This is a genomic window from Aeromonas sp. MR16, from assembly GCF_022549315.1.
GTDB lineage: Bacteria > Pseudomonadota > Gammaproteobacteria > Enterobacterales > Aeromonadaceae > Aeromonas > Aeromonas aquatica.
In genome coordinates, this window is sequence record NZ_JAKZFK010000001.1 from 180,504 (window position 1) to 206,430 (window position 25,927).

Here is a 25,927-nt window from a genome sequence, read left to right on the forward strand (position 1 = left end):
CAATGACGGCCCTCTCTTGCTTGTCAGTCGGGATACGCGGTTCAGCGACGGCGATAGAGGCCGGGATCAACCTCCTCATAGCGCTCCGTCAGGTATTGATAGAAGGCGAGGCTGGAGGGGGAGCTCGGCTTTTTCAGCTCAGCCGCGATCCGCTCCGGCTTGGCGATGATGAACTTGGGGTTCTGGCGTTTGAGATCGGCCAGCACTCGCTCGCGCACGTCGTAGGGCGGGTTGACGTTGGCAAAGAACAGGTAGGCGGACGCCGGCTGGCGATCGGTCCACAGGTAGTATTGCGGCTGGATGCCATCGACCCAGATCTTGTCGGTCGGGCTGGTCTCGGCCTTGATCCTGTCGACCCGCACCTGGGCCGGCGGGTTGAACGGCCTGCCCTTGAGAGTGCCCTCCCAGGCATTGTTGAGCAGCAGGGCCAGCATGGCCAGCGAGGCGAGCCAGGGGGTGGCACTGCGCACATCCCAGGCGCGCCACAGGGGCACCAGGATCAGCACCGGCAGGGCCCACAGCAGGCTGTTGCCGAGCACTTCACGCACCCGTTCCAGCGACCACTCCTTGGTGCTCCAGCCGTAGCCGAGCTGTTGGGCCAGCAGCCAGCTGGCCGTCAGCACCACCAGCGAGATGCAGAGCAGGCCGAGGGCATCGGTCTGCTGCTCGCTGCGATCCAGCAGGCAGGCGAGGGGCAGCAGGCCCAGTTGCAGATAGAGCACATCGTAGTGATCGAACACATGGCCGGAGACCGAGTTGGCGACCAGGGTAAACAGCACCCCGAGCAGGGTGGCGCACAGAACGGGCAGGTGCCACTCCTGCCGCCTGGTCAGCATCAGCACGATGAAGGCGGGCAGCAGCATGATGAGGCCGGTGCGCAGCAGGCCGACGGCGCCCACCTCGGGAGAGAAGCCGTTACCGTAGCTGCCCTCGAAGAAGATGCCGAAGGCGTAATACTGGAACTCGGCCAGCAGACCATGGTGCTGGAAGTAGGCAAACAGCGGGCCGCCGACCAGCGCCAACCCCAGCAGGCTGGAGAGGAGCAGGCCAAAGGCGCAGCGCCACTGCTCGCGCAGGCACCAGTGGCAGAACAGCACCAGATACCAGGCGCCCCAGAAGGCGCCGTTGTTGGTGCGCATCCAGGCGACGATGGCGAAGGTGACGGCCGCCACCAGTGCCGGTCCCCAGCTGAAGCGCTTGTCCAGCAGCAGGGTGATGAAGGCCCACTGGGCGATGAGGGCCAGATAGAAGGTCCAGTCCTCGGTCATGTTGCCGTAGTAATAGCGGGTGCCATAGAGCGCCAGCAGTGCCAGCATGCTGCCGAGCCGCGCCCGCAGGGAGAGGCCGAGCTGGGCAAAGGCTTGCCAGCTGGCGAGCAGCCCCAGCCAGCACAGTACCCACTCCAGCAGCCAGATCCCGAAGAAGCCACCCATCCCATAGCCGAGCGCATCGAGGGCGAAGATCATCGGGCCCTTGATGTCGATCATGTCCCGATAGAGCACGCCCCCCTCGCTCCACATCTTGCCCATGACCGCGAACAGCGAGGCATCGAAGCCCGGTGCCATGCCATGAAACAGCGGGTTGCGCAGGCAAAACAGCAGTGCCATCAGGGCGGTGAGCAGGACAACCAGTGGTTTGAGCCCCGGATTGTGGCGTTGTGGGGTAAAACGGATGCTGTTATTCATGGATGACCTGTGGCTGCGGGAGAAACGAAAAGCGGGCCTATCTTGCCGAGGCTAGCAGTTCTATGCAATGGGTGAAGGGAAGGTGCTTGAAATAATTCGTAAAAGTGTCGTTTTAGCATCTGTGGCGCGCGAGGCGAAAAGCGGGTCTAAGCGTTGCCGAGGCTAGCAGCTCTATGCAATGGGGTGGGGGGATGTGCTTGAAATAATTTATAAAAGTATCGTTTTCAGTCTTTCACGGGGAGACGAAAAGCGGGGCCCAGTGTTGCCGAGGCGCTCATTTCCTATGCATTTTGATAGTTAAAAATATCGATACACTTAAATTAATATAACTTTATGCTGACAATTGCATGTATATGCTCCTCATTTTGCTAATGAATCGCAGTATGGTGGACTTTTTGACTGCCATTGTGGCTGGTGTCGTCTCGTGGGATAAGGCCCTTCCCCCGCAAGGGGAAAGGGCCTTCGCTGATACCAGTCACCACGGGCAAGGGCCTAGCCCTGATATTCCACCAGCGCCGGCAGAGGCGCGAGTTCGGGCAGATAGCGGGCCCAGCGGATAAAGGCATCCGCCAGGGTGATGCCAAGCTCCTGATTATGCTGGGTCAGGGTGCGGGCCAGGGCTGTGTAGCCTTCCTTGCCGGAGGCGGTGTAGGCGCTGGAGACCCCCCGATAGATGGCATCCGGCTCGACCGCTTGCCACAGCCCCGGGCTCGCCTCCCATTCGAGACGGGTGATCCTGCGTCCCTTGGGCTTGTCCGTCTGATAGCAGAAGCGCACCCCGGCGGTGTAGGGGAAGCTGCCGCTGCCATTGCCGACCACGCCGTTGTTGGTGGCGTTGTCGATGGCCCCCTCCAGCGCCTCGGCGAGCTCATGGCCGTGCACCCGATAGAGGGTGAGCGGGATGGCAAAGGGCAGCAGGCGGCCGGCGATGTCCGCCTCGCTCAAGGGGCCTGGCTCCAGGGAGCAGCGCACGCCCCCGGCGTTATGCAGGGCGAAATCCACCTGGCCGACCTGCTCGCGGGCGCCGGTCAGCATGGCCTGGGCCACCAGGGGCGCCACCTGGCTGCCGGCGGGCAGGGCCGCATCGGGCAGGCGCTGGTGGTGCAGTGGCCCGGCGAGCCGGGTCACGATACGCCGGGTCATGGTCTCGAGTTCGGGCCGGTAGCGTTTGGCCAGATGTTGCTCAAGCGCGGGTGCGGGCTCGCAGAAGTGCAGCCCGGCTGGTGGTTCCGAGGCGAAGGGCCAGGGCTGCCAGGGCAGCCATTCGAGTTGGCCGGCGCTGCGTTGCACCCGGCCATTGTCGTCAAACTCCAGCTCGCAGACCCCGAGGCAGAGCGCGCTGTGGGCGGCATGCAGGATGGCGACCCCCTCGACCATCAGCGGGTAGCTGCCCTCGCTGACGAGCCCGAGCGGAGCCAAGTCCCCCAGCTGACTGTGGGTGTGACCGCCGACGATGAGGCTGAGCTCGGGGAAGCGCGCGGCCAGGCGTTTGTCCTGCTCGAGCCCGAGATGGCTCAGCAGCATGATGTGGTGGATGCCCTCGGCCTTGATCTCACTGAGGGCGGCGGTGAGGGTCTGCTCGATGCCGTGAAAGTGGGTGTGGGCATCCGGGCTCGCGATGGCCGCCATCTGCGGCAAGGTGATGCCGAGCAGGGCGAAGGGCACGCCGTCGATGAGGCGTTTGTGCCAGGGGCGGCTGGCGTCGTGCAGCATGGGCAGGCCGCGCAGTCGCAGCGGGGCGTCGGCAGGCTCCTGGCTGTTGTCGAGGTTGGCGGCCAGCACCGGGAACGCGAGTTGGCGCAGAAACTCCACCAGGGGACCGTTGCCGAGATCGAACTCGTGATTGCCGATCACCATGGCATCGGGTCGCAGCAGGCCGAGCAAGTCGGCGTTGGCCCGTCCCTTGAAGCGGTTGAAATAGAGCGAGCCCTGGAAGGTGTCGCCGCCGTGCAGCAGCAGGCAGCATTGACCTGCGGCCGCGGCGTGCTGGCGCAAGGCGGTCAGCCGGGAAAGGATGCGGGCATAGCCGCCACACTGGGTGCGCCACTCGGACTCGCCTGTGGGGAGGAAGCGCATGGGCGCGCCATCGAAGTGGGAGTGGCAGTCACTGAAGTGGGCAAGTTGAACCGTAATACTCATCTCGGTCCTCCTTAGAGACAAAAGAGGACCGAGTCTACTCCAATCACGGGGAGATATACCAGCCCGGCGGGGACCGGGCGGGTGGCAGATCAGGCGCTACTCAGGCAGGCACCAGGATCTGGGTGGCGAGGATCACCACCACCAGGCCGACCGCAACCGGTACCGAGGTGCGCTTGACCACTTCGAACGGCGACAGGTTGCCCATGCCCGCACAGGCGACCACCACCCCGGATACCGGCGAAATAGTGCGGCCCAGGTTGGAGGCCTGCAGCATGGGGATGACCAGGTACGCGGGGTTGACGCCGAGGCTGGTGGCCAGGTGCGGGATCAGCTCCACGAAGGCATAGAAGGGCGCATTGCCCGACCCCGTGGTGAAGGCCGCCAATGTGGTGATGACCACCAGCACCAGCATGATGACGACGCCGCCGGTGCCGAAGCTCTGGGCGAGATCCAGCAGATTGGCGATAAAGCCGAGCCCCATCAGCCCCTGGGCGAAGACCCCGGCACCCACCAGCAGCATGACCACGCCGGCGAAGGCGTCGGCCATGCTGCGCCAGCACACCTGCAGGCCGTCCAGCAGCTCGCGGCCATCGCGCTTGCGCACCAGCTCCAGCAGGGCGGCCAGCACCAGGCAGATGACGATGATGGTGACGATGTCGAGCTTGGGCCCGACTTTGCCGTCAAACAGCAGCACGCCGATGATGGGGGTGAACGGCAGTATGGCGTAGAGCGCCGGGGCATCGGTGATGAGATCGCTCGGGGCTACCGGGGCGTTGTGCTCGCCGGACTTCTGGTCCAGATAGCGCTGCCAGAAGAAATGGGTCACCGCCATGGCGGCGATGGCTGCCAGCGAGATGGGCAGGGTCAGCTTGAAGGCAAACTCGATGAGCTCCATGTTGGCCGCTTGCGCCGCCATCACCACGTCTCCCGAGGTGGGGGCCAGTATGATGGCCGCAGGGGAGGCGCACACCGCCGCCGCCGCGCCGCGGGAGATCCCCATGTTGACCATCAGCGGGAACAGGGTCGCCATCAAGAGCACGCCGAGACCGGTGGCGGAACTCACCGCCAGCGACATGGCGCAGGCCACCAGATAGGCGGCGACCAGCAGGATGTAGGGGGACTTGATGATACCGAGGGGCTTGCTGGCGAGCTTGACCAAGATGGTGTTGGCGCCGATGTGGCTCATGTAGCCGGCGAAGCCGCACAGCACCATGATCAGCATGCCAAGACCACCGCCACGGTCGACCAGCAGGAAGCGCACGTACTCGAACACGTCGGTGGCCACGTGGCCGGTGGAGGCGACGCTGGCGGGCAACACGGCCTTGCCCATCAGGGCGGTGATCGCCAGCAGCAGCAAGCCGCCACTGAGCAGCACCCCGGTGGCCGAGTAGCCCTTGAAGATGTAGCGACCCACGGCCAGGGTGACCAGGGTGCCAATAAGGAGTTCCATCATAGCGTCAATTCCTGAGTACGAAATAAGGGTTGGGGTCAGGTGGCGATCGGTCCTTGGTGGATTTGACCAGTCTCAACCTACTCCGACAAAAATCGTGCTGATTATTAGCCCTAAAGTAGTATTTTTCTTTGATCTACCTCCCCATCTTGAAATTTAACGCTCTGCAACGCGGTGGTGCTCTGCGGCTTTGTCAGGGGGCGCAGCGACAGCAGGTGACAGCGCCCAGGATCGCGGTTAATCTCCCACCCTGAGTATTAATTCATTGATTCTTAATTGAATTCACGCTGGGACTCACAAGGGGCAAGACTGCGGAAAGATGGGACTCTTCACTAAGACAGGCGTGGTGGCTGCCTTGATGTTCGCCGCCGCAAGCGGGGCCGAGCCTTCCCATTATGCCGGCGTCAGGCTAGCCCCCGACATCAAGGTGGATTTCCAGTTTTATCGGGTCTCCGGCACCGATGTCGCCGCCGTCATGAACCAGATAGCCAAACAGGGGGCCGCTCAGGCCGACGGCCACATCGGCAGGGCCAGCTATCAGCTCTCCTGGCAGTTGCAGACCAGGCCGACCGCCAGCCGCTGCGAGCTGGAGCAGAGCGGCGTGACGGCGCGCATTCAGGTGCGGGTGCCGAACTGGATGGACAAGGCCAAGGCATCCGCCGCCGAGCGGCAGAAGTGGGACAAGCTGGTGGCCGCCATGTTCGACTACGAGAGCCGCCACAAGGACATACTGCTGGAGAGCGTCAGCCAGCTTGGTACCCGGCTCGCCCAGTTGCCGGTGACGCGCGATTGCGCCGCCCTGCAGTCGCAAGGCTGGCAAGAGGGGCAGGCGGTGCTGGAGGCAACCCGCGATCGATTCGCCACCCTGGCGCAGCAGACCGAGGGGGGTCGCAAGCTCGGGCTGGTGTGGCCGAAACCGAGCTGATCCACCTTCTTATGGGATCAAAAAACGGGCTGTCCGCAAGGACAGCCCGTTTTCATTGGCAGCGACCATGAGGGGTGGCTACCGGCTCTGGCGAGCGAGGGTTAGCCGCGCAGCGGCTTGCCCTTGAGCAGCTTGCGCACCCAGTAACGGGCGGGATGCAGCGCCTCCAGCAGGTCGGTCGGCAGCGGCAGGGGATCCCCACAGATCTCGCTGGCGACCAGCTCGCCACACAGGGGCGCCGAACACAGTCCCCGCGAACCGAGCGCCCCTAGCACGAACAGGCCGGGGTGCAGCGGCAAGGGCGCGGCATCCGCCTGCCGGGTTCTGAGGTGGGCGTAATGCTCCTCAAGCTGTGCCAACCTGACGACGGGCCCCGCCACCGGCAGGTGATCCCGGCTGGCGCAGCGCACCCCGACGCGCGCCTCACCGCCGCTCACATCCACCTCGCTTGGCCAGACCGCCTCCGGCAGGCAGGCCTGCAACCGGCTTTGGTTCTGAGCCTGCTCCTCGGGGCTGTAGTCGGTCCCGCTCTGGTTGCGGCCGTAGCTGGCGCCGATGCAGTGCGCTCCATTGTGGGCCGGGGTGAGATAGCCGTCGTAGCAGAGCACCGTCTTGAGGCGACTCAAACTGGCGGTGGTCGGCACATGGCTCACCTGACCGCGCACCGGATAGAGCGGCAGCTCGGCGAAGGGCAACAGCGCGGGCAACTGATGGCCTGCGGCAACCACCAGGGTGGGGGCCTGCCAATGGCGACCCTCCCGACTTTCCACTCGCCAGCCGCCCTCCAGCTCGCTGAGCGCCGTGATTTCGGCGCCGTATTCCAGTCGCAGCAACCCGGTTGCTTGCGCCTCGGCCAGCGCCGCGCGGGTCAGATCCGCCGGACAGAGCCAGCCCCCCAGGGGGTAGATGACGCCACCATGGCCACAGGGCAGGCCGCTGCGTTGTTCCACCTCGGCGGCATCGAGCGGGCGCATCAGCGCGGGCGGGAAGGGGCCCTGACTCATCTTGGCGAGCTTGGCGGCAGACTTGTCGTCGTAGCCCAGTTGCACCACGCCACCCTGTGATCCCTTATCCGAATCCTCCCCCAGCCCGAAGGCGATGGCGTGGTGCCTGGCAAGGGCCAGCAGACGATTGCGGGCATAACCAAACGCCAGGGCATAGAAGCGGGAAAGGGCGTCGTGCTCGCCGTTGAGCAGCGGATAGAGCGCCCCCTGGCGGTTGCCGGAGGCGCCGGTGGCTGGCTCGTCGCTCTCGCACAGCAGGGTGACAGCGCGGCCCCGCTCCACCAGTGAGAGCGCCGTCATGGCCGAGGCGATGCCGCCGCCGATGATCAACACCTCGCCGGTGCTGTTGGCCTCGGTGCGGGCATACCAGGGGGCTATGGTGGGCTCGGGCATCTTGCCCTCCCGCATCCCCGCCAGCATCTCCCGCTTGCTGCCGTGCCCCTTGACCTTCTTCGCACCAAAACCGGCGGCAATCAGCCCGCGCCGCACGAAGCCGGCGCAGGTGAAGGTCGAGATGGTGGCGGCGGGGCGGGCGAGGCGGGCGAGGCCGTCGAACAACTCTTGCGTCCACATCTCGGGATTCTTGGCGGGGGAGAAGCCATCCAGATACCAGGCATCCACCAAGCCGTGTGGACCCTGGGGCACCAGGGGCAGGGTGTCTTTGATGTCGCCAAACCAGAGGTCGAGCCGAACTCGGCCCTCGGCGAACTGCAGGCGGTGACAGCCCTCGATAGGCAGTGGCCACTGCTCGATGAGCGCCTGACTCAAGGACGCAAGCTCCGGCCAGGCTCCTAGCGCCTTGCCAAGGTCTGCCTGGGTGAGAGGGTATTTTTCGAAGCTGATAAAGTGCAGGCGAGCGCAGCGCTCGGGGTCGCTTCCCTGTTCCAAAAAGGCGGCCATTGTCGCCAGAAAGTTAAGGCCTGTGCCGAAACCTGTTTCGCCAATCACGAAATTGTCACTATCGTGGTGTGAAAATCGCGCCGGTAACCGGTTTTGCTGTAAAAAGACGTAGCGGGTTTCACTTAGACCGTTATCATTGGAAAAGTACACATCCCCGAACTCACTGGAGACTGGAGTTCCCGCTTCATTCCAGTCCAATCGGGCATGATGTAAGGATGTTTGACTCACGTTTTCCTCTGCTCGCGTCACAAATTCGCGGGCATTCTACGTGAAAGCAGACCAGTTTGGCAGCCGAAAGCGGGTAGACTCGGTGCCAGTTTTTCCAGACGAGATGAATTAATGAGAAGAGCAGTGATCACCGGTATCGGCGTCATCTCCAGTATCGGCAACAACAAGGAAGAAGTGCTGGCCTCCCTGAAAGCAGGCAAATCCGGCATCACCTATTCCGAGCAGTTTGAACAATACAACCTGCGCAGCCGTGTCTGGGGTAACATCAAACTCGATCCGTCTGAACTGATCGACCGTAAAGTCATGCGCTTCATGGGCGACGCCGCCGCGTATGCCTATCTCTCCATGCAGCAGGCCATCGACGACGCCGGGCTGCCGGAGGATCAGGTCTCCAACGAGCGCACCGGCATCGTGGTCGGCTCTGGCGGTGCGTCCGGCAAGAACACGTCGGAGTCTGCGGATATTGCCCGTGAGAAAGGCGTCAAGCGCGTGGGTCCCTACATGGTGCCGCGCACCATGTCCTCCACCACCTCTGCCTGCCTGGCCACCCCGTTCAAGATCAAGGGTGTCAACTACACCATCAGCTCCGCCTGTGCCACCTCTGCCCACTGCATAGGTCACGCCCTGGAGCTGATCCAGCTTGGCAAGCAGGACATCGTCTTCGCCGGCGGCGGCGAGGAGCTGGACTGGTCTTCCACCATCCAGTTCGATGCCATGGGCGCCCTTTCCACCAAGTACAATGACACCCCGGAAAAGGCGTCCCGTACCTATGATGCGGACCGCGACGGTTTCGTCATCTCCGGTGGCGGCGGCATCCTGGTGGTCGAGGAGCTGGAGCATGCCCTGGCCCGTGGTGCTCACATCTACGCCGAGATCACCGGCTACGGTGCCACTTCCGACGGCTACGACATGGTCGCGCCGAGCGGTGAAGGCGCGGTGCGTTGCATGAAGATGGCGATGAAGGACGTCGGCTCCGTGGACTACATCAACACCCACGGTACTTCCACCCCGGTCGGTGATACCAAGGAGCTGGAAGCCATCCAGACTCTGTTTGGCAGCAATGCGCCCAAGCTCTCTGCCACCAAGGCCATGACGGGTCATGCCCTGGGCGCCGCCGGTGTGCACGAGGCCGTCTACTCCCTGTTGATGATGCAGCACGGCTTCATCGCCCCCAGCATCAACATCGATACCCTGGACGAGAAGGCCGTGGGTCTGCCCATCGTACGCGAGTACGAAACCGCCGACCTCAACACCGTCATGTCCAACAGCTTCGGCTTTGGCGGTACCAACGCATCTCTGGTGTTCAGCAAGTTCAAGGCTTGATGTTCACCGGGTTGAGATAGAAAAAGGCGCCGAAAGGCGCCTTTTTTATTGGATTCTCAGTGACCGTCAGGCCGGTTCGGTCAGCGGCAGCCGCATATAGACGGCGCCATCCCCATACTCATCCAGTGGCTTGCGGGTGGCAGAGGGCATGAACCCCTGCTTGCGCCAGAAGGCCGGTGCATCCTGCACCGCCACCAGACCCACGTGCTCATAACCCTCATTGCAGGCGAACTCGAGGGCGGTCGCCAGCAGACGCTGACCCACCCCCAACCCACGGGCCTCGCCGGAGACGGCGAGATCGTGCAGGTAGAACTCCTCATCGCCGGCCAGGGTCTGCATGGGCACCGAGAGGGGCGGGGGTTGGTGGGCTCGCCAGGGGTGGCAGAGCAGATAGCCCAGCACCTTGCCCTGGCGCTCGGCGACCCAGCAGCAGGCCGGGGCCAGCTCGGCCTTGTTGCTCATCACCTCGAGGGGCTCGGGCTCCAGCTGGTGATAACACTCGTGCTGGATGGCCATGATGGCGGGCCAGTCGAGGGCCCGGATAGTGCGGATGTTAATCATAACCTGGCACGCCGATGCAGTGAGTCAATCTATGACGGGGCACCAGAATAGCACAAGGTGCTGATTAATTGAACTGAAAAGGTCTGTTTGACGCCCTTTTAATCAGTTGTCGGCCTGCTTGCTCACGACTTTGATCAGCTGGTAACGCACCGAGGAGGCGTCGGCCGGCACGTCGGTCAGCTGCTCCTTGGAAACTTCCAGCTCATAGTGGTAGCCGGGTTCGAAGGTGAAACCCTCGATCTGCTGGTAGAACAGGCTCCAGCTCTCACCGGGCTGGCCGCGCACCTGCATGCACTTCATGGGGGCGACACCGATGCAGTCGGCCAGCTGGCTCTTGATGTAGAGGGTTTCGGTGGCCGGGGGGCTTTGGCAGGCGCTGAGCAACAGGGCGGTCGCGATCAGCAGAGGGGCTTTCATGATGGTGTGTCCTTGACGTAAAAGAGCGCGATTAAAACCTCAAATGAAAAGGCGGTCAATGACCGCCTTTGTAACAAACCATGTCAGCGATTAAATCAGCGTTGATCGAGCGGGGTGAATTCCCGTTGGGCCAGGCCGGTATAGAGCTGACGCGGACGACCGATCTTCTGATCCGGGTCCGAGTGCATCTCGTTCCAGTGGGCGATCCAGCCGATGGTGCGGGAGATGGCGAAGATCACGGTGAACATGGACATGGGGATGCCGATGGCCTTCATGATGATGCCGGAGTAGAAGTCCACGTTCGGGTAGAGCTTCTTCTCGATGAAGTAGGAGTCCGACAGCGCGATGCGCTCCAGCTCCATGGCTACATCCAGCAGCGGATCCTTGATCTGCAGCTCTTGCAGCACTTCGTGGCAGGTCTGACGCATGACCTGGGCACGAGGGTCGTGGTTCTTGTAAACCCGGTGGCCGAAGCCCATCAGACGGAAGGGGTCGTTCTTGTCCTTGGCCTTGGCGATGAACTCGGGGATGCGATCCACAGAGCCAATCTCTTCGAGCATCTTGAGGCAGGCTTCGTTGGCGCCGCCGTGGGCCGGGCCCCACAGGGAGGCGATCCCCGCGGCGATACAGGCGAACGGGTTGGCACCGGAGGAGCCGGCCAGACGAACGGTGGAGGTGGAGGCGTTCTGTTCATGATCCGCATGCAGGGTGAAGATGCGGTCCATGGCGCGTTCGACGATGGGGTTGACCTTGTACTCTTCGGTCGGCACACCAAACATCATGTGCAGGAAGTTGCCGGCATAGGAGAGGGCGTTACGCGGCTGCATGAACGGCTGACCGATGGAGTACTTGTAGCACATGGCGGCCAGGGTCGGCATCTTGGAGAGCAGACGGAAGGCACAGATCTCGCGGTGCTCTTCGTTGTTGATGTCGAGGGCATCGTGATAGAAGGCGGACAGGGCGCTGACCACACCGCACATGATCGCCATGGGGTGGGAGTCACGACGGAAGCCGCGGAAGAAGAAGGCGATCTGCTCATGCACCATGGTATGGCGGGTGACCAGGCGTTCAAATTCCGCGTATTGCGTCTTGGTGGGCGCTTCCCCGTACAACAGGATGTAGCAGACTTCCAGGTAGCTGGCCTGGGTGGCCAGCTGGGCGATGGGGTAACCACGGTGCAGCAAGACACCCTGATCGCCGTCGATATAGGTAATGGATGACTTACAGGCACCGGTGGCCATAAAGCCGGGGTCGAAGGTGAAGTACCCTTGTGCACCGAGTTTTCTGACATCGATGACATCGGGGCCGACAGTACCGGACAGGATCGGTAGTTCTACCGGCTCTTTTCCGGGCAGATGTAGGGTGGCTATTTTATCAGCCATAGCACGTCTCCTTTGCTCTTTTATAATTTGGTTCCAGTCCTACTTTATTACGACTTTCATGACGCTGGCAAAGGTTCTTACCCGTACCACGGCGGCTGGAGCGCCTTATTTGAACCAGAAATCCACTGCTTTGTCAATTTTTCAGGATGATCATTAATGACTTGTTAAAGTCGTTGTGGGATCTGGTTTACGGTTTTGGTTTTTCTGTGTAGCTAATTGATTGTCATTGGTTAAGGCCGCCGATATACTGCGCCACGTGGGTGATGGTCGTCGGTGTTTGAAACGCTTTCGCAAAGCCAGATGTGATATTGAAAATGTTATTTTTGGCTTTCCTGAGTTGTTTTGGTAACAAAAACCTAACAAATGCCACTCCTAGCCCTCAAAGCGTGTGAAAACAATAACTAACGTGCTCAATGGAGCTGAGTGGGCAAAGCCGTGAAAAATAAACAGAGACCTGTAAACCTCGACCTGCAAACGATCAGCTTTCCTGTCACCGCCATCGCTTCCATCTTGCATCGTGTCTCAGGGGTCATCACCTTTGTGGCGCTTGCCATCTTGCTGTGGATGCTTGGTACTTCACTCTCCTCTCCCGAAGGATTCGACGACGTCGTTGCCATCATGGACAACTTCCTGGTCAAGTTCGTGTTATGGGGGATCCTGACTGCGCTGGCTTACCACATTGTGGGCGGTCTGCGTCACCTGGTCATGGACATGGGGCATTGGGAAGAGCTGGATTCCGCGAATCAGAGTGCCCGTGTGGCCTTCGTGATCACCGCGGTTCTGGCGGTATTGGCGGGGGTACTGGTATGGTAACCAATTCTGCAACTTTCGGGCGCAGCGGTGTTCATGACTACATCCTGATCCGCGCCACCGCCCTCATCATGACGGCTTACGTCCTCTACCTGGTTGGCTTTGTCGCGTTCAACGACATCAGCTACGAGGTGTGGACCGGCTTCTTCGCTAAAACCTTCACCAAGGTCTTCACCCTGCTGACACTGCTGTGCATCCTGATCCACGCCTGGATCGGCCTGTGGCAGGTGCTGACCGACTATATCAAACCGGTCGGATTGCGCGGCGCGCTGCAATTTGCATTGGTTGTGGTGCTGTTTGTCTATCTGATGACGGGTTTCGTCGTGCTGTGGGGGGTGTAAGGTGACTATTCCAACTCGTGAATTTGATGCGGTCGTGATCGGTGCCGGTGGCGCCGGCATGCGCGCCGCGCTGCAGATTGCCCAGTCCGGCAAGACCTGCGCCCTGTTATCCAAAGTGTTCCCGACCCGTTCCCACACCGTTTCCGCCCAGGGCGGGATCACGGTTGCGCTGGGCAATGCCCACGACGACAACTGGCAGTGGCACATGTACGACACCGTCAAGGGCTCCGACTACATCGGCGACCAGGAAGCGATCGAATACATGTGCAAGACGGGCCCGGAAGCCGTCTATGAACTGGAGAACATGGGCTTGCCCTTCTCCCGCTTCGACAATGGCTCCGTGTATCAGCGTCCGTTTGGCGGCCAGTCCAAGAATTTTGGTGGCGAGCAGGCGGCCCGTACCGCGGCAGCGGCCGACCGGACCGGTCATGCGCTGTTGCACACCCTGTATCAGCAGAACGTCAAGAACAAGACCACCGTCTTCTCCGAGTGGTATGCGCTGGATCTGGTGAAGAACCAGGACGGCCACGTTGTCGGTTGCACCGCCATCGACATGGAGAGCGGCGAGGTCGTCTACTTCAAGGCCAAGGCCACGGTGCTCGCCACCGGCGGCGCCGGTCGCATCTATCAGTCCACCACCAACGCCCACATCAATACCGGTGACGGTGTCGGCATGGCGCTGCGGGCCGGCGTCGGCGTGCAGGACATGGAGTTCTGGCAGTTCCACCCGACCGGCATCGCCGGGGCAGGGGTGCTGGTCACCGAAGGCTGCCGTGGTGAAGGCGGCTATCTGCTCAATAAAGACGGCGAACGCTTCATGGAGCGTTACGCGCCGAACGCCAAGGACCTGGCCGGTCGCGACGTGGTGGCTCGCTCCATCATGATCGAGATCCGTGAAGGCCGTGGCTGTGACGGCCCCTGGGGTCCACACATCAAGCTCAAGCTGGACCACCTCGGCAAAGAAGTACTGGAGTCCCGTCTGCCGGGGATCTGCGAACTGTCGCGTACCTTCGCCCACGTGGATCCGGTCAAGGAACCCATCCCCATCATCCCGACCTGCCACTACATGATGGGCGGCGTGCCGACCAGCGTGAACGGTCAGTGCCTGAGCCAGGACAAGAGCGGCAACGACGTGCCCGTGGTCGGTCTGTTCGCGGTGGGTGAAATCGCCTGCGTGTCCGTGCACGGCGCCAACCGTCTGGGTGGCAACTCGCTGCTGGATCTGGTGGTGTTCGGTCGTGCCGCCGGTATGCACCTGGTGGAGACTCTGGGGTCCATGGAGCACGGTCGTGAGGCTTCAGAGGCCGACATCGCCGCCGCCCTTGCCCGCCTCAACCGCTGGGAAGCGAACCGTGACGGGGAAGACCCGGCCCAGATCCGCAAGGATCTGCAGCGCTGCATGCAGAACAACTTCTCCGTATTCCGGGAAGGGGATGCCATGGCAGAAGGGCTGGCCGAGCTCAAACTCATTCGCGAGCGCCTCAAGAATGCCCGCCTGGACGACACCTCCAGGGAGTTCAACACCCAGCGCATCGAGTGCCTGGAGCTGGACAACCTGATGGAGACGGCCTTTGCCACCGCGGTGGCGGCGAACTTCCGCACCGAGAGCCGTGGCGCCCACAGCCGCTTCGACTTCCCGGATCGTGACGACGAGGGCTGGCTGTGCCACAGCCTCTATCATCCGGACACCGAGTCCATGACCCGTCGCGCTGTCAACATGTCACCCAAGACCCGTGAGGCGTTCCCGCCCAAGGTCCGGACCTACTGATGATGGAGCCAGGTGCAATGCAGGCCATCTTATCGATGTATTGCTACATTCGCCGGTCTGCCAAGAGGTGGGAGGCATTCCCATCTCTCTCATCCAAGGTGCAGACTCAACGATTGCGGAGCCAAGTACAATGAACGTCACATTCTCGCTATATCGCTATAACCCGGACGTTGATAACGTTCCTCATATGAAGGATTATCAGCTCGATATTCCTGAAGGCTCCGACATGATGGTGCTCGACGCACTGATCCAGCTCAAGGAGCTGGATCCCACGCTCTCCTTCCGCCGCTCCTGCCGCGAAGGGGTCTGTGGATCAGACGGTCTCAACATGAATGGCAAGAACGGTCTTGCCTGTATCACTCCGCTTTCCGATCTGCTGAAGAAGGGCAACAAGGTCGTCCTCCGTCCCTTGCCCGGCCTGCCGGTGATCCGTGACCTGGTGATCGACATGACCCAGTTCTACACCCAGTGGGAGAAGGTCAAACCCTTCCTCATCAACGAGGACAAGCTACCGCCCGTGCGTGAGCACCTGCAATCCCCCGAAGAGCGCGCCAAGCTGGACGGTCTGTACGAGTGTATTCTCTGTGCCTGCTGCTCCACCTCTTGCCCCTCCTTCTGGTGGAACCCGGACAAGTTCATCGGCCCGGCCGGTCTGCTCGCCGCCTACCGCTGGTTGGCGGACAGCCGCGACACCGCCGCGACCGAACGACTGGGTAACTTGGACGACGCCTTCAGCGTGTTCCGCTGCCACGGCATCATGAACTGCGTGAGCGTCTGCCCCAAGGGCTTGAATCCGACCAAGGCCATCGGTCAGATCAAGTCGATGTTGCTCAACCGGGCTGTTTAGTATCAGGGCCTGAGGCGTCACGCGCCGGGCCCGACCTCTGGATAGCCATCCAACCCGTTGGCGGGATGGCTATTTAACCCCTACCAGCTGCGCAGGCAGCGACAAGATGTACAAGGGATAGAAATGCATAACGGCGTGATGAAGGCCTGGTTGGAGTCATCTCACCTGGCTGGTGCGAATGCAAGCTACATAGAGGATTTGTACGAATCCTTCCTGGAAAACCCCGACTCCGTGGCCGATGAGTGGCGCAGCCTGTTCCAGCAGCTGCCCCAGGTGAATGGTCATGTGGTAGAACAACCTCACTCCCCGGTCCGCGACTACTTCCGCCGCCTGGCCAAGGACAACTCCCGTTACAGTACCCCTGTCAGCGATCCCCAGGTGGATGCCAAGCAGGTTCGCGTGCTGCAACTGATCAACGCCTTCCGTTTCCGTGGCCATCAGAATGCCAATCTGGATCCGCTCGGCCTATGGCAGCGTGAAACCGTTGCCGAACTGGATCCTGCGTTTCACAACCTGCAGGGTGCAGACATGGAGGCCACCTTCAACGTGGGCTCCTACGCCATCGGTCGCGAGACCATGGTGCTCTCCGATCTCTACGCCTCCCTGAAGAAGACTTACTGCGGCAGCATCGGCGCCGACTACATGCACATCACCTCCACCGAGGAGAAGCGCTGGCTGCAGGACAGACTGGAATCCATCGAAGCCACCGGCAAGTACAGCGCCGAGGAAAAGACCCGTTTCCTCGAGAGCCTGACCGCCGCCGAAGGGCTGGAAAAATACCTGGGGGCCAAGTTCCCGGGGGCCAAGCGTTTCTCCCTGGAGGGGGGCGATGCCATGGTGCCCATGCTCAAGGAGCTGATCCGCCGAGCCGGTGAGCAGGGCTGCAAGGAAGCCGTCATCGGCATGGCCCACCGCGGCCGCCTGAACGTGCTGATCAACGTGCTCGGCAAGCGGGCACAGGAATTGTTCGACGAGTTCGCCGGCAAGCATGGCGAGTCCTGGGGCACCGGGGATGTGAAGTACCACATGGGCTTCTCCTCCGACTTCGCGACCCCGGGCGGCAACGTCCACCTGGCGCTGGCGTTCAACCCGTCTCACCTGGAGATCGTCAACCCCGTGGTCATCGGCTCGGTACGGGCGCGGATGGACAGACACGGCGACAAGGATGGCTCCAGCGTCCTGCCTATCACCATTCACGGTGACTCGGCCATCGCCGGCCAGGGCGTCGTGGCAGAAACCTTCAATATGTCCCTGACCCGTGCCTACGGCGTCGGCGGCACGGTGCGCATCGTCATCAACAACCAGGTTGGTTTCACCACCTCCCATTTCCGGGATCTCCGCTCCACCGAATATTGCACCGACATTGCCAAGGCGGTGCAGGCCCCCGTGCTGCACGTCAACGGCGACGATCCGGAAGCCGTGGTGCTGGTGACCCAGATTGCGCTGGATTACCGCAACACCTTCAAGCGCGACGTGGTGATCGAGCTGGTCTGCTACCGTCGTCACGGTCACAACGAGGCCGACGAGCCGAGTGCAACCCAGCCGCTGATGTACCAGAAGATCAAACAGCATCCGACCCCGCGCAAGATCTACGCCGATCAGCTGATCGCCGAAGGCTGCGTCACGCCGGAGCTGGTGACCGCCCAGCTCAACGACTACCGCGATGCCCTGGACAAGGGGGAGCGGGTGAGCAAGGAGTGGCGTCCCATGGAGCTGCACTCCGTCGACTGGACTCCCTATCTGGGCCACGACTGGGCCATGAGCTACGACAGCACTGTGCCCATGGCGCACCTGAAATCCTTAGGGGAGCGCATCAGCCAGTACCCGGCCACGCACGTGCTGCAGCGTCAGGTCGAGAAGATCTACGAAGACAGACGGCTGATGGCCGCCGGCGACAAGCTGGTGGACTGGGGCTTTGCTGAGACCCTGGCCTACGCCACCCTGGTGGACAAGGGCTCGCGCATTCGCTTCACCGGTGAAGATTCCGGCCGTGGCACCTTCTTCCACCGCCACGCCGTGCTGCACAACCAGACCGATGCCAGCACCTATACCCCGCTGTGCAACCTGCACGAGAGCCAAGGTCCGTTTGAAATTTACGACTCCGTGCTGACCGAAAACGCGGTACTGGCGTTCGAATATGGCTACGCCAGCGCCGAGCCGGCTGGCCTCACCATCTGGGAAGCCCAGTTCGGCGACTTCGCCAACTGCGCCCAGGTCGTGGTAGATCAGTTCCTCTCCTCCGGTGAGCAGAAGTGGGGCCGGATGTGCGGTCTGACCATGCTGCTGCCCCACGGTTACGAGGGGCAAGGCCCTGAGCACTCCTCCGCCCGTCTGGAGCGTTACCTGCAGATGTGCGCCCAGCACAACATGCAGGTGTGCGTACCGTCCAACCCGGCCCAGGTGTTCCACATGCTGCGCCGCCAGGTGGTGCGCCCGATGCGCCGTCCGCTCATCGTGATGACGCCGAAATCCCTGCTGCGCCACCCGCTGGCGGTGAGCAAGCTCGAGGAGCTGGCGGAAGGCACCTTCCAGAACGCCATCGGCGAAATCGATGCGCTGGATCCCAAGGGCGTCAAGCGCGTGGTGTTCTGCTCCGGCAAGGTCTACTACGACCTGCTCGATGCCCGTCGCAAGGCTGAGCAGCAAGACGTGGCCCTGGTGCGGATCGAGCAGCTCTACCCCTTCCCGGAAGAGGAAGTGCGCGCCATCCTCGCCGATTACGCTCACGTTACCGATTTCGTCTGGTGTCAGGAAGAGCCGCAGAACCAGGGCGCCTGGTACAGCACTCGCCATCACTATGACAGCGTGCTGCCAAGCGTTGCCCGTCTGCGTTATGCCGGTCGCCCGGCCTCGGCCTCACCGGCCGTCGGCTACATGTCCGTCCACGCCAAGCAGCAAAAAGCGCTGGTGGAAGACGCTCTGACCCTGGAATAAACGAGTTGTGAAGGGGAGGGCGCTCCTCGGGAGCCGACCCTCTCCGACTCTGGAATTAAGCCTGCTGGCCAAGAAGTAACAAGGAACTGATTACATGACTATCGAGATCAAGGTACCGGACCTGCCCGAATCAGTGGCGGATGCCACCATCGCCACCTGGCACAAGAAACCGGGTGATCTGGTTGCCCGTGACGAAGTACTGGTTGACATCGAAACCGATAAAGTCGTGCTGGAAGTCCCCGCGCCGGAAGCCGGCGTGCTGGGCGACATCCTGCAACTGGAAGGCGCGACCGTGCTCTCCCGTCAACTGATTGCCATCCTCAAAGCGGCCCCGGTGGCCGGTGAAGAGACCCGTGAGAAGCCGGTGGAAGCCGTTGCCGACGACAGCACCGATGGCATGAGTCCGTCCGTGCGCCGTCTGGTGGCCGAGCACGCCATCGACGTGGCCAAGCTGACCGGCACCGGCAAGGGCGGTCGCGTCACCAAGGAAGACGTGGAAGCCTTCATCAAGGGCCTCGGCAAGGCGGCTGCGGCCGCACCGGTTGCCGCCGCCCCTGCGGTGGCTGCGCCTGTTGTGCCGCTGGCCGGTCGCACCGAGAAGCGCGTGCCCATGACCCGTCTGCGCAAGCGCATCGCCGAGCGTCTGCTGGAGGCCAAGAACACCACCGCCATGCTGACCACCTTCAACGAGATCAACATGGCGCCCATCATGAAGCTGCGCAAGCAGTACGGCGAGATCTTCGAGAAGAAGCACGGCATCAAGCTCGGCTTCATGTCCTTCTACGTGAAGGCCGTGGTTGAATCCCTGAAGCGCTACCCGGAAGTGAACGCGGCGCTGGATGGCGATGACATCGTCTACCACAACTACTTCGACGTCAGCATCGCCGTCTCCACCCCCCGTGGTCTGGTGACCCCGGTGCTGCGCGACTGCGACAACATGAGCCTCGCCGACATCGAGAAGGCCATCAAGGATCTGGCGGGCAAGGGCCGTGACGGCAAGCTGACCGTGGATGAACTGACCGGCGGCAACTTCACCATCACCAACGGTGGCGTGTTTGGCTCCCTGATGTCCACCCCCATCATCAACCCGCCGCAGAGCGCCATCCTGGGGATGCATAAGATCCAGGACAGACCCATGGCGGTGGACGGCAAGGTCGAGATCCTGCCGATGATGTACCTGGCCCTCTCCTATGACCACCGCATCGTCGATGGTCGCGAGTCGGTCGGCTTCCTGGTCTCCATCAAGGAGCTGCTGGAAGATCCGACCCGTCTGTTGCTGGACGTCTAAGCCCATTGGCAGGATCAAGAAGCCTTCGGGCTTTGGAAGATCCGCGCCATGTACAGCCGAGCCACTGAGCGAAATTAGAAAGATAACGAGGGGCCCCCGAGGCCCCTTTCACAGGGGATTGAGAAACAACGAGCCCCGGACAGAAAGACCTACAACACGGATAGAGCATCTATGAATCTGCATGAATATCAGGCAAAACAGCTGTTTGCCGAATATGGCCTGCCGGTCTCCGAAGGTTATGCCTGCGCCACCCCGCAGGAAGCGGCCGAAGCGGCCGACAAGATTGGCGGCAACACCTGGGTCGTCAAATGCCAGGTCCACGCCGGTGGCCGCGGTAAAGCGGGCGGCGTCAAGCTGGCCAAGAGCAAGGACGAGATCCGTGCCTTCGCCCAACACTGGCTCGGCAAGAACCTGGTGACCTACCAGACTGACGCCAACGGTCAGCTGGTCACCAAGATCCTGGTGGAATCCTGCACCGACATCGCTAAAGAACTGTACCTGGGCGCCGTGGTCGATCGTGGCAGCCGCCGCGTGGTCTTTATGGCCTCCACCGAAGGTGGCGTGGACATCGAGAAAATCGCCCACGAAACCCCGGAGCTCATTCACAAGGCGGCCATCGATCCGCTGGTCGGCCCGCAGGCTTACCAGGCGCGCGAGCTGGCCTTCAAGCTGGGTCTGGTCGGCGATCAGATCAAGCAGTTCACCAAGATCTTCATGGGTTTGGGCCAGATGTTCCTGGACTGCGACTTCGCCCTGCTGGAAATCAACCCGCTGGTGATCACCGCCCAGGGCAACCTGCACTGCCTGGACGGCAAGATCAACATCGACGCCAACGCCCTGTATCGTCAGCCCAAGCTGCGCCAGATGCATGACCCATCCCAGGATGACCCCCGCGAGGCGCACGCCGCCCAGTGGGAGCTGAACTATGTGGCGCTCGATGGCAACATCGGCTGCATGGTCAACGGCGCCGGTCTGGCCATGGGCACCATGGACATCGTCAACCTGCACGGCGGCTCACCGGCCAACTTCCTGGACGTCGGCGGCGGCGCCACCAAGGAGCGGGTGACCGAGGCCTTCAAGATCATCCTGTCTGACAGCAAGGTCCAGGCCGTGCTGGTCAACATCTTCGGCGGCATAGTGCGCTGCGACATGATCGCGGAAGGCATCATAGGTGCGGTCAAGGAAGTGGGGGTCAAGGTGCCCGTGGTGGTGCGTCTGGAAGGCAACAACGCCGAACTGGGTGCCCGTAAACTGGCCGACAGCGGCCTCAACATCATCGCAGCAACGAGTCTGACCGACGCAGCGCAGCAAGTGGTCAAAGCAGCGGAGGCCAAATAATGAGCGTTCTGATCAACAAAGACACCAAGGTGATCTGCCAGGGCTTCACCGGCGGTCAGGGTACCTTCCACTCCGAACAGGCGATTGCCTACGGTACCCAGATGGTCGGCGGCGTCTCCCCGGGCAAGGGCGGCACCACTCACCTGGGCCTGCCGGTGTTCAACACCGTCCGTGACGCCGTGGAAGCCACCGGCGCCACCGCCTCCGTCATCTATGTCCCGGCCCCGTTCTGCAAGGACGCCATCCTGGAAGCCATCGATGCCGGCATCAAGCTCATCGTCACCATCACCGAAGGCATCCCGACCCTGGACATGCTGCAGGTCAAGGTGAAGCTGCAGGAAACCGGCGTGCGCATGATCGGTCCGAACTGCCCGGGCGTCATCACCCCGGGTGAGTGCAAGATCGGCATCATGCCCGGCCACATCCACAAGCCGGGCAAGGTGGGCATCGTCTCCCGCTCCGGCACCCTGACCTACGAAGCGGTCAAGCAGACCACGGATGAGGGCTTCGGCCAGTCTACCTGCGTCGGCATCGGTGGTGACCCCATCCCGGGCTCCAACTTCATCGACATTCTGGAAATGTTCCAGAAGGATCCGCAGACCGAAGCCATCGTCATGATCGGCGAGATCGGCGGCAGCGCCGAGGAAGAGGCGGCGGCCTACATCAAGGCCCACGTCACCAAGCCGGTGGTCTCCTACATCGCGGGCGTCACCGCCCCGGCTGGCAAGCGCATGGGTCATGCGGGCGCCATCATCGCCGGTGGCAAGGGCACGGCAGCAGAGAAATTTGCCGCCCTGGAAGATGCCGGCGTGAAAACCGTGCGCTCCTTGGCCGATATCGGCAAGGCCCTGCGTGAAGTAACCGGCTGGTAATTTTTAAGTCCGTTATCTTTGATAGCAAAATGCCGCCCCAGGGCGGCATTTTTTATAGCAGAATTTTTAATGGAGACCGCACTTTAACAATGGCGTTACACATAAGTCGGTCTACCTCAGATCTCGATGAGAAATGCATAGTTAATCGTCATCTATTAAATTATGCTGCCACGAATATCTATTTTTAAGAGTTATATGACATAAGGGAAAAGTCGTGCCAGTTAAAACACATCTTTGGAAAGTCGGTGAAAGACCTGAGGCTTTGCATGAGAGTCGTCTCGATACGGAGAAGTTGCTGGAGGCCATGATTGTTCAAGAGCCAGGAATGCTTTCAGATGAATGGCTTCTTATTGGGCAGCAGGAGCGGACATACAATAACCAACCTCTCGATCTTCTTGCGATAGCTCCAGATGCTTCATTAGTACTGGTAGAACTAAAGCGGGATAAGACGCCAAGAGAAGTAGTTGCACAGGCACTTGATTATGCCTCCTGGGTAGAAAAACTAAAACCCGAGAAAATCGTCGAAATTTACCGGAGATTTTCGTCTGGTCGAGATCTTGCTGCGGACTTTGAGAAAAAATTCCAACGTCAGCTTGATGAAGATGAACTGAATCAGAGCCATCAAATAATCATTGTCGCAGCAGAACTGGACGCCAGTACTGAACGCATAGTGGCTTACTTGAATGATCGCTCGATAGCCATCAACGTTTTGTTTTTTCAGGTATTTACTCACGGTAACGAGAAAATTATTAGCCGCACTTGGTTGCTTGACCCCATTGAAACTCAATCCGCGGCATCAAGGACAAGGGCTGGCAGTGTCGAACCATGGAATGGTGAATTCTATTGCTCGTATGGACACAGTGATACCCGCTCTTGGTATGAAGCTAGGAAGTTTGGCTTTATATGTGGTGGTGGGGGGGCTTGGTACAGCAGAACACTGCAACTGCTATCTCCTGGTGACAGAGTCTGGGTAAAAGTGCCTGGTACGGGATTTGTTGGAGTGGCTCGAGTGCTTAATGGTGCTGTTGCAGCTGCTCAGTTTTTAATAGGAACACCTGATGGTGATATGCCCGCGTTGGACGTCCTTACACAGGGCGATTATCACCGAGAATTTGCTGATGATGAAGAAAAGTGCGAGTACTTTGTGGCGGTCGAATGGTTGGATACCAAGGATTTGAACGAGGCAGTGCAGGAGGTGGGAATGTTTGGTAATCAAAATACTGTGTGCAAGCCCACTGTTGCGAAATGGAGATCAACCGTGAATCGCTTGAAGCAAAAATTTCCCAAATACGGTGTGGATGATACATAACAATTGGTTGTAGGTGATGGCTCCTGATAGCGATGTTGTCTGTAGAACTATGCAGGCTCAAGTACAACCAACAGGTGAGTAGGTTTGAGCTTCGCGTGACAAAGGTTCGCGTTCACCACAGACAGCCGCCAACCTTGAAAAATCGGACCATAAGGCGTATAACCACGCGCTTGTCAGTGTATTGAGTGAGCCCATTGCCATGCAGCAAAAAGTGCCGCAGTTAAACGAAGTGCAGACCGCCCCCTTCTGGCAGGCGAAGAGCCTGCAACAGATGACCATGACGGAGTGGGAGTCCCTGTGCGATGGCTGCGGCAAGTGCTGCCTGAACAAGCTGATCGACGAGGACACCGAGGAGCTGGTGTTCACCAACGTGGCCTGCAACCTGCTCAATACCAAGACCTGCCAGTGTTCCGACTACGGCAACCGCTTTAAAAAAGAGCCGGATTGCCTGCAGATAACCTTCGACAAGATTGCCGAGTTCGACTGGCTGCCGTCGAGCTGCGCCTACCGCCTGCTGGCAGAGGGGCAAAGCCTGCCTGAGTGGCATCCGCTTATCACCGGCAGCCGCAGCGCCATGCACCAGGCCGGCCAGTCGGTGCGAGGCAAGGTGGTGCACGAGGCCCATGCCGGCGACTGGATAGATCACATCATTACCTGGGCGAGCTAAGCCACCAAACCGGATTTTATCTGTCATGGCAAGGGCAGGGGAGTGTGACTCCTCTGCCCTTGTTGCTTTTGGCATACAAATGATGAGTTTTATGCAGTAAAGGCAGTGTAATAAGGCGTACCGGGACGAAAGTATTAGCAGGTCGTGAGATGTCGTCCCTGGCGCCACCAGCGCAGGTCAAACCGCTTCCATGATACAGGGACGGGAGAGCTGCACTCTCCCGCCCCTGTTGCTATCTGGCATTGGGCCGCGCGTGGGTGACATGCCCGCCGCTCGCCAGTTGATGGCGAGGATCCACGGCTCTTTTTTATCCATCTTGGCGGCCGTTACTTATCCGCCTTGCCCGCCGCATCCGCCAGTCGGGCCAGCCGCTTGTCATACCAGGGCACGGGGCGCCCTTCATCTTCCGCCCGCTCTTTGCGGCGGATGGCATTGCGCACCACCATGGCCCCCAGCCAGCGAAAGGGCTCAGGCGGGAAATAGCCGCGCGGGCCGCTCACCAGGGCGCAATCACGCCACATTTTGTCCTCTTCCCGCACCACATCTCTCACCAGGGCTGCCAGTACTTGACCGCCCATCCAGCTCTGCGCCACCCCGTTGCCGGAATAGCCGAGGCCATAGACGATATTGGGCTGCTCGCGCCAGTGGCCGAAGAAGGGGAGGCCATCCACCGAGCGATCGGAGGCGCCGCACCAGCTGGCGGCGACGGGTACATCTTCAAGTGCCGGAAAGAAGCGGCGCAGGGTGCGGGTGAGAGGCGCAAGATAGCGGCTCGGGGCATCAAACTCGGCCAGATGGCGGTTGGCAAAGGCGAAGCGGTTGCCCCCCTTGCCTAGCATCAGCCTCCCTTGCACGGTGGATCTGTAGTAGTGCACAAAAGTGCGGCCATCCACCACGGAGCGACCGTGCGCGAGTTGCTGGGCGGCAAGCGCCTGTGGCGCCGGGTCGGTTATCACCATATCCGAGGAGACCAGCACTATGCTGCGGCGAAACTCGCGAAAGTGCGCCGTCATGGCGCTGTTGAGGGCCAGCACCACCTTGCGGGCGCGCACGATGGCCTCTGGCGTTTGCACCCGCGCAGGCTGGCCTGCGTCGAGGCGCTGCATGGGGGAGCCTTCATACACCTCGACCCCCAGTTCCCGTGCCACCCGCAGCAGGCCGCGCACCAGCAGCGCCGGTTGCACCGAGCCCGCGTGGGGGCTGTAGAGCCCCTCCAGATGGACGTGGGAGCCGCTTTGGCTCGCCAGTTCACTCTCCTCAATCGTCTGCCACTGGTTAAGACCGGTTCGCTTTAGCTCCTGCAATACCGGCTCCATCAGACCGCGCTGGGCCTCGCTGGTGGCGGTATAGCAGGTACCCTCCACCCGCAGTTGGGCCTCTATGTCGTGGAGCTTGCAGAAGTGGGCTATCTCGTGCACCGCCTGCTCGGAGCTTCGCACCAGCCAGGCGGCCTGCTGCTCCCCAAACAGCCGCTTCAGGGTCAGGTACTTGGCCGACCAGGTGAGCAGGCAGCCGCCGTTGCGCCCCGAGGCCCCGCTGCCGCACAGATCTTTTTCCAGCACCAGGATACGCAAGTGAGGCTCGGCGGTCTTAAGGGTGATGGCGCTCCAGAGCCCGGTAAAGCCGCCGCCGACGATGCAGACATCCACTTCGTGCTGGCCTTGAAGGGGCGTGGGGGGGGCGGGTTGTTCGGTGGCCAGGGCCTCGGCCAGCCAAAAGGGGCGAGTGGACATAATGAC

General features: G+C 61.2%; 20 protein-coding genes. 12 read left to right on the forward strand and 8 right to left on the reverse strand.

Features of this window, described 5'->3' with window-relative positions; all coding sequences use genetic code 11:
- Window positions 1–41: 41 nt before the first annotated feature.
- The 3 genes from MM194_RS00725 to dcuC all read right to left on the reverse strand — a co-directional run bounded on the left by MM194_RS00725 (window position 42) and on the right by dcuC (window position 5,277).
- Entirely contained in the window at window positions 42–1,685 is a 1,644-nt protein-coding gene (locus MM194_RS00725) for a hypothetical protein (RefSeq protein ID WP_033132480.1), read from the reverse strand.
- A gap of 492 nt (window positions 1,686–2,177) precedes the next feature.
- Window positions 2,178–3,824: a bifunctional metallophosphatase/5'-nucleotidase gene (locus MM194_RS00730; RefSeq protein WP_241342324.1), complete on the reverse strand. Its 1,647-nt coding sequence runs from the start codon at window positions 3,822–3,824 to the stop codon at window positions 2,178–2,180.
- Between the two features lie 100 nt (window positions 3,825–3,924).
- Window positions 3,925–5,277, reverse strand: coding sequence for an anaerobic C4-dicarboxylate transporter DcuC (gene dcuC, locus MM194_RS00735; protein ID WP_241342325.1), 1,353 nt, complete (start codon window positions 5,275–5,277; stop codon window positions 3,925–3,927).
- A 316-nt stretch (window positions 5,278–5,593) separates the two neighbouring features.
- Here dcuC and MM194_RS00740 point away from each other — a divergent pair, with 316 nt between their 5' ends.
- The gene (locus tag MM194_RS00740) at window positions 5,594–6,199 is read left to right on the forward strand and encodes a DUF922 domain-containing protein (RefSeq protein ID WP_241342326.1); all 606 of its coding nucleotides are present in this window, start codon (window positions 5,594–5,596) and stop codon (window positions 6,197–6,199) included.
- Between the two features lie 101 nt (window positions 6,200–6,300).
- Here MM194_RS00740 and mnmC read toward each other — a convergent pair whose 3' ends face one another.
- A complete protein-coding gene (gene mnmC / locus MM194_RS00745; protein WP_241342327.1) occupies window positions 6,301–8,352 on the reverse strand; it encodes a bifunctional tRNA (5-methylaminomethyl-2-thiouridine)(34)-methyltransferase MnmD/FAD-dependent 5-carboxymethylaminomethyl-2-thiouridine(34) oxidoreductase MnmC in 2,052 nt (683 codons plus the stop codon).
- A gap of 90 nt (window positions 8,353–8,442) precedes the next feature.
- Between mnmC and fabB the strand changes: the two genes are divergently transcribed.
- Complete coding sequence (gene fabB / locus MM194_RS00750; RefSeq protein ID WP_241342328.1) at window positions 8,443–9,654, forward strand: beta-ketoacyl-ACP synthase I; 1,212 nt, start codon at window positions 8,443–8,445, stop codon at window positions 9,652–9,654.
- Between the two features lie 66 nt (window positions 9,655–9,720).
- On the opposite strand, the gene MM194_RS00755 is transcribed toward fabB, so the two are convergent.
- The 3 genes from MM194_RS00755 to MM194_RS00765 all read right to left on the reverse strand — a co-directional run bounded on the left by MM194_RS00755 (window position 9,721) and on the right by MM194_RS00765 (window position 12,014).
- Window positions 9,721–10,215, reverse strand: coding sequence for an N-acetyltransferase (locus MM194_RS00755; protein ID WP_033132486.1), 495 nt, complete (start codon window positions 10,213–10,215; stop codon window positions 9,721–9,723).
- A gap of 102 nt (window positions 10,216–10,317) precedes the next feature.
- The gene (locus MM194_RS00760) at window positions 10,318–10,632 is read right to left on the reverse strand and encodes a DUF4377 domain-containing protein (RefSeq protein ID WP_033132487.1); all 315 of its coding nucleotides are present in this window, start codon (window positions 10,630–10,632) and stop codon (window positions 10,318–10,320) included.
- 95 nt (window positions 10,633–10,727) lie between these two features.
- On the reverse strand, window positions 10,728–12,014 hold the full coding sequence (locus tag MM194_RS00765) for a citrate synthase (protein WP_033132488.1): 1,287 nt from the start codon (window positions 12,012–12,014) through the stop codon (window positions 10,728–10,730).
- A gap of 423 nt (window positions 12,015–12,437) precedes the next feature.
- Here MM194_RS00765 and sdhC point away from each other — a divergent pair, with 423 nt between their 5' ends.
- From sdhC to MM194_RS00815, 10 genes are all read left to right on the forward strand, one after another.
- Window positions 12,438–12,827 carry a succinate dehydrogenase cytochrome b556 subunit gene (gene sdhC, locus MM194_RS00770; protein WP_033132489.1) on the forward strand — a complete coding sequence of 130 codons (390 nt, stop codon included), beginning with the start codon at window positions 12,438–12,440 and terminating at the stop codon, window positions 12,825–12,827.
- Window positions 12,821–13,165 carry a succinate dehydrogenase, hydrophobic membrane anchor protein gene (gene sdhD / locus MM194_RS00775; protein WP_033132490.1) on the forward strand — a complete coding sequence of 115 codons (345 nt, stop codon included), beginning with the start codon at window positions 12,821–12,823 and terminating at the stop codon, window positions 13,163–13,165. Before sdhC ends, sdhD begins: the two co-directional genes overlap by 7 nt.
- Window position 13,166: 1 nt before the next feature.
- A complete protein-coding gene (gene sdhA / locus MM194_RS00780; protein WP_241342329.1) occupies window positions 13,167–14,933 on the forward strand; it encodes a succinate dehydrogenase flavoprotein subunit in 1,767 nt (588 codons plus the stop codon).
- A 130-nt stretch (window positions 14,934–15,063) separates the two neighbouring features.
- The gene (locus MM194_RS00785; RefSeq protein WP_033132491.1) at window positions 15,064–15,780 is read left to right on the forward strand and encodes a succinate dehydrogenase iron-sulfur subunit; all 717 of its coding nucleotides are present in this window, start codon (window positions 15,064–15,066) and stop codon (window positions 15,778–15,780) included.
- A gap of 123 nt (window positions 15,781–15,903) precedes the next feature.
- Entirely contained in the window at window positions 15,904–18,714 is a 2,811-nt protein-coding gene (gene sucA, locus MM194_RS00790; protein ID WP_033132492.1) for a 2-oxoglutarate dehydrogenase E1 component, read from the forward strand.
- Between the two features lie 94 nt (window positions 18,715–18,808).
- The gene (gene odhB, locus MM194_RS00795) at window positions 18,809–20,002 is read left to right on the forward strand and encodes a 2-oxoglutarate dehydrogenase complex dihydrolipoyllysine-residue succinyltransferase (RefSeq protein WP_241342330.1); all 1,194 of its coding nucleotides are present in this window, start codon (window positions 18,809–18,811) and stop codon (window positions 20,000–20,002) included.
- 171 nt (window positions 20,003–20,173) lie between these two features.
- Window positions 20,174–21,340 carry an ADP-forming succinate--CoA ligase subunit beta gene (sucC, locus tag MM194_RS00800; protein WP_033132494.1) on the forward strand — a complete coding sequence of 389 codons (1,167 nt, stop codon included), beginning with the start codon at window positions 20,174–20,176 and terminating at the stop codon, window positions 21,338–21,340.
- Entirely contained in the window at window positions 21,340–22,212 is an 873-nt protein-coding gene (gene sucD, locus MM194_RS00805) for a succinate--CoA ligase subunit alpha (RefSeq protein WP_042638718.1), read from the forward strand. Before sucC ends, sucD begins: the two co-directional genes overlap by 1 nt.
- Before the next feature lie 214 nt (window positions 22,213–22,426).
- Complete coding sequence (locus MM194_RS00810; protein WP_125606918.1) at window positions 22,427–23,521, forward strand: nuclease; 1,095 nt, start codon at window positions 22,427–22,429, stop codon at window positions 23,519–23,521.
- A gap of 199 nt (window positions 23,522–23,720) precedes the next feature.
- Window positions 23,721–24,188 carry a YcgN family cysteine cluster protein gene (locus tag MM194_RS00815; RefSeq protein WP_106886992.1) on the forward strand — a complete coding sequence of 156 codons (468 nt, stop codon included), beginning with the start codon at window positions 23,721–23,723 and terminating at the stop codon, window positions 24,186–24,188.
- Window positions 24,189–24,514: 326 nt separating this feature from the next.
- Here the strand turns inward: MM194_RS00815 and MM194_RS00820 are convergent, their stop codons facing one another.
- Window positions 24,515–25,921 carry an FAD-dependent oxidoreductase gene (locus MM194_RS00820; RefSeq protein ID WP_241342331.1) on the reverse strand — a complete coding sequence of 469 codons (1,407 nt, stop codon included), beginning with the start codon at window positions 25,919–25,921 and terminating at the stop codon, window positions 24,515–24,517.
- Window positions 25,922–25,927 lie beyond the last annotated feature (6 nt).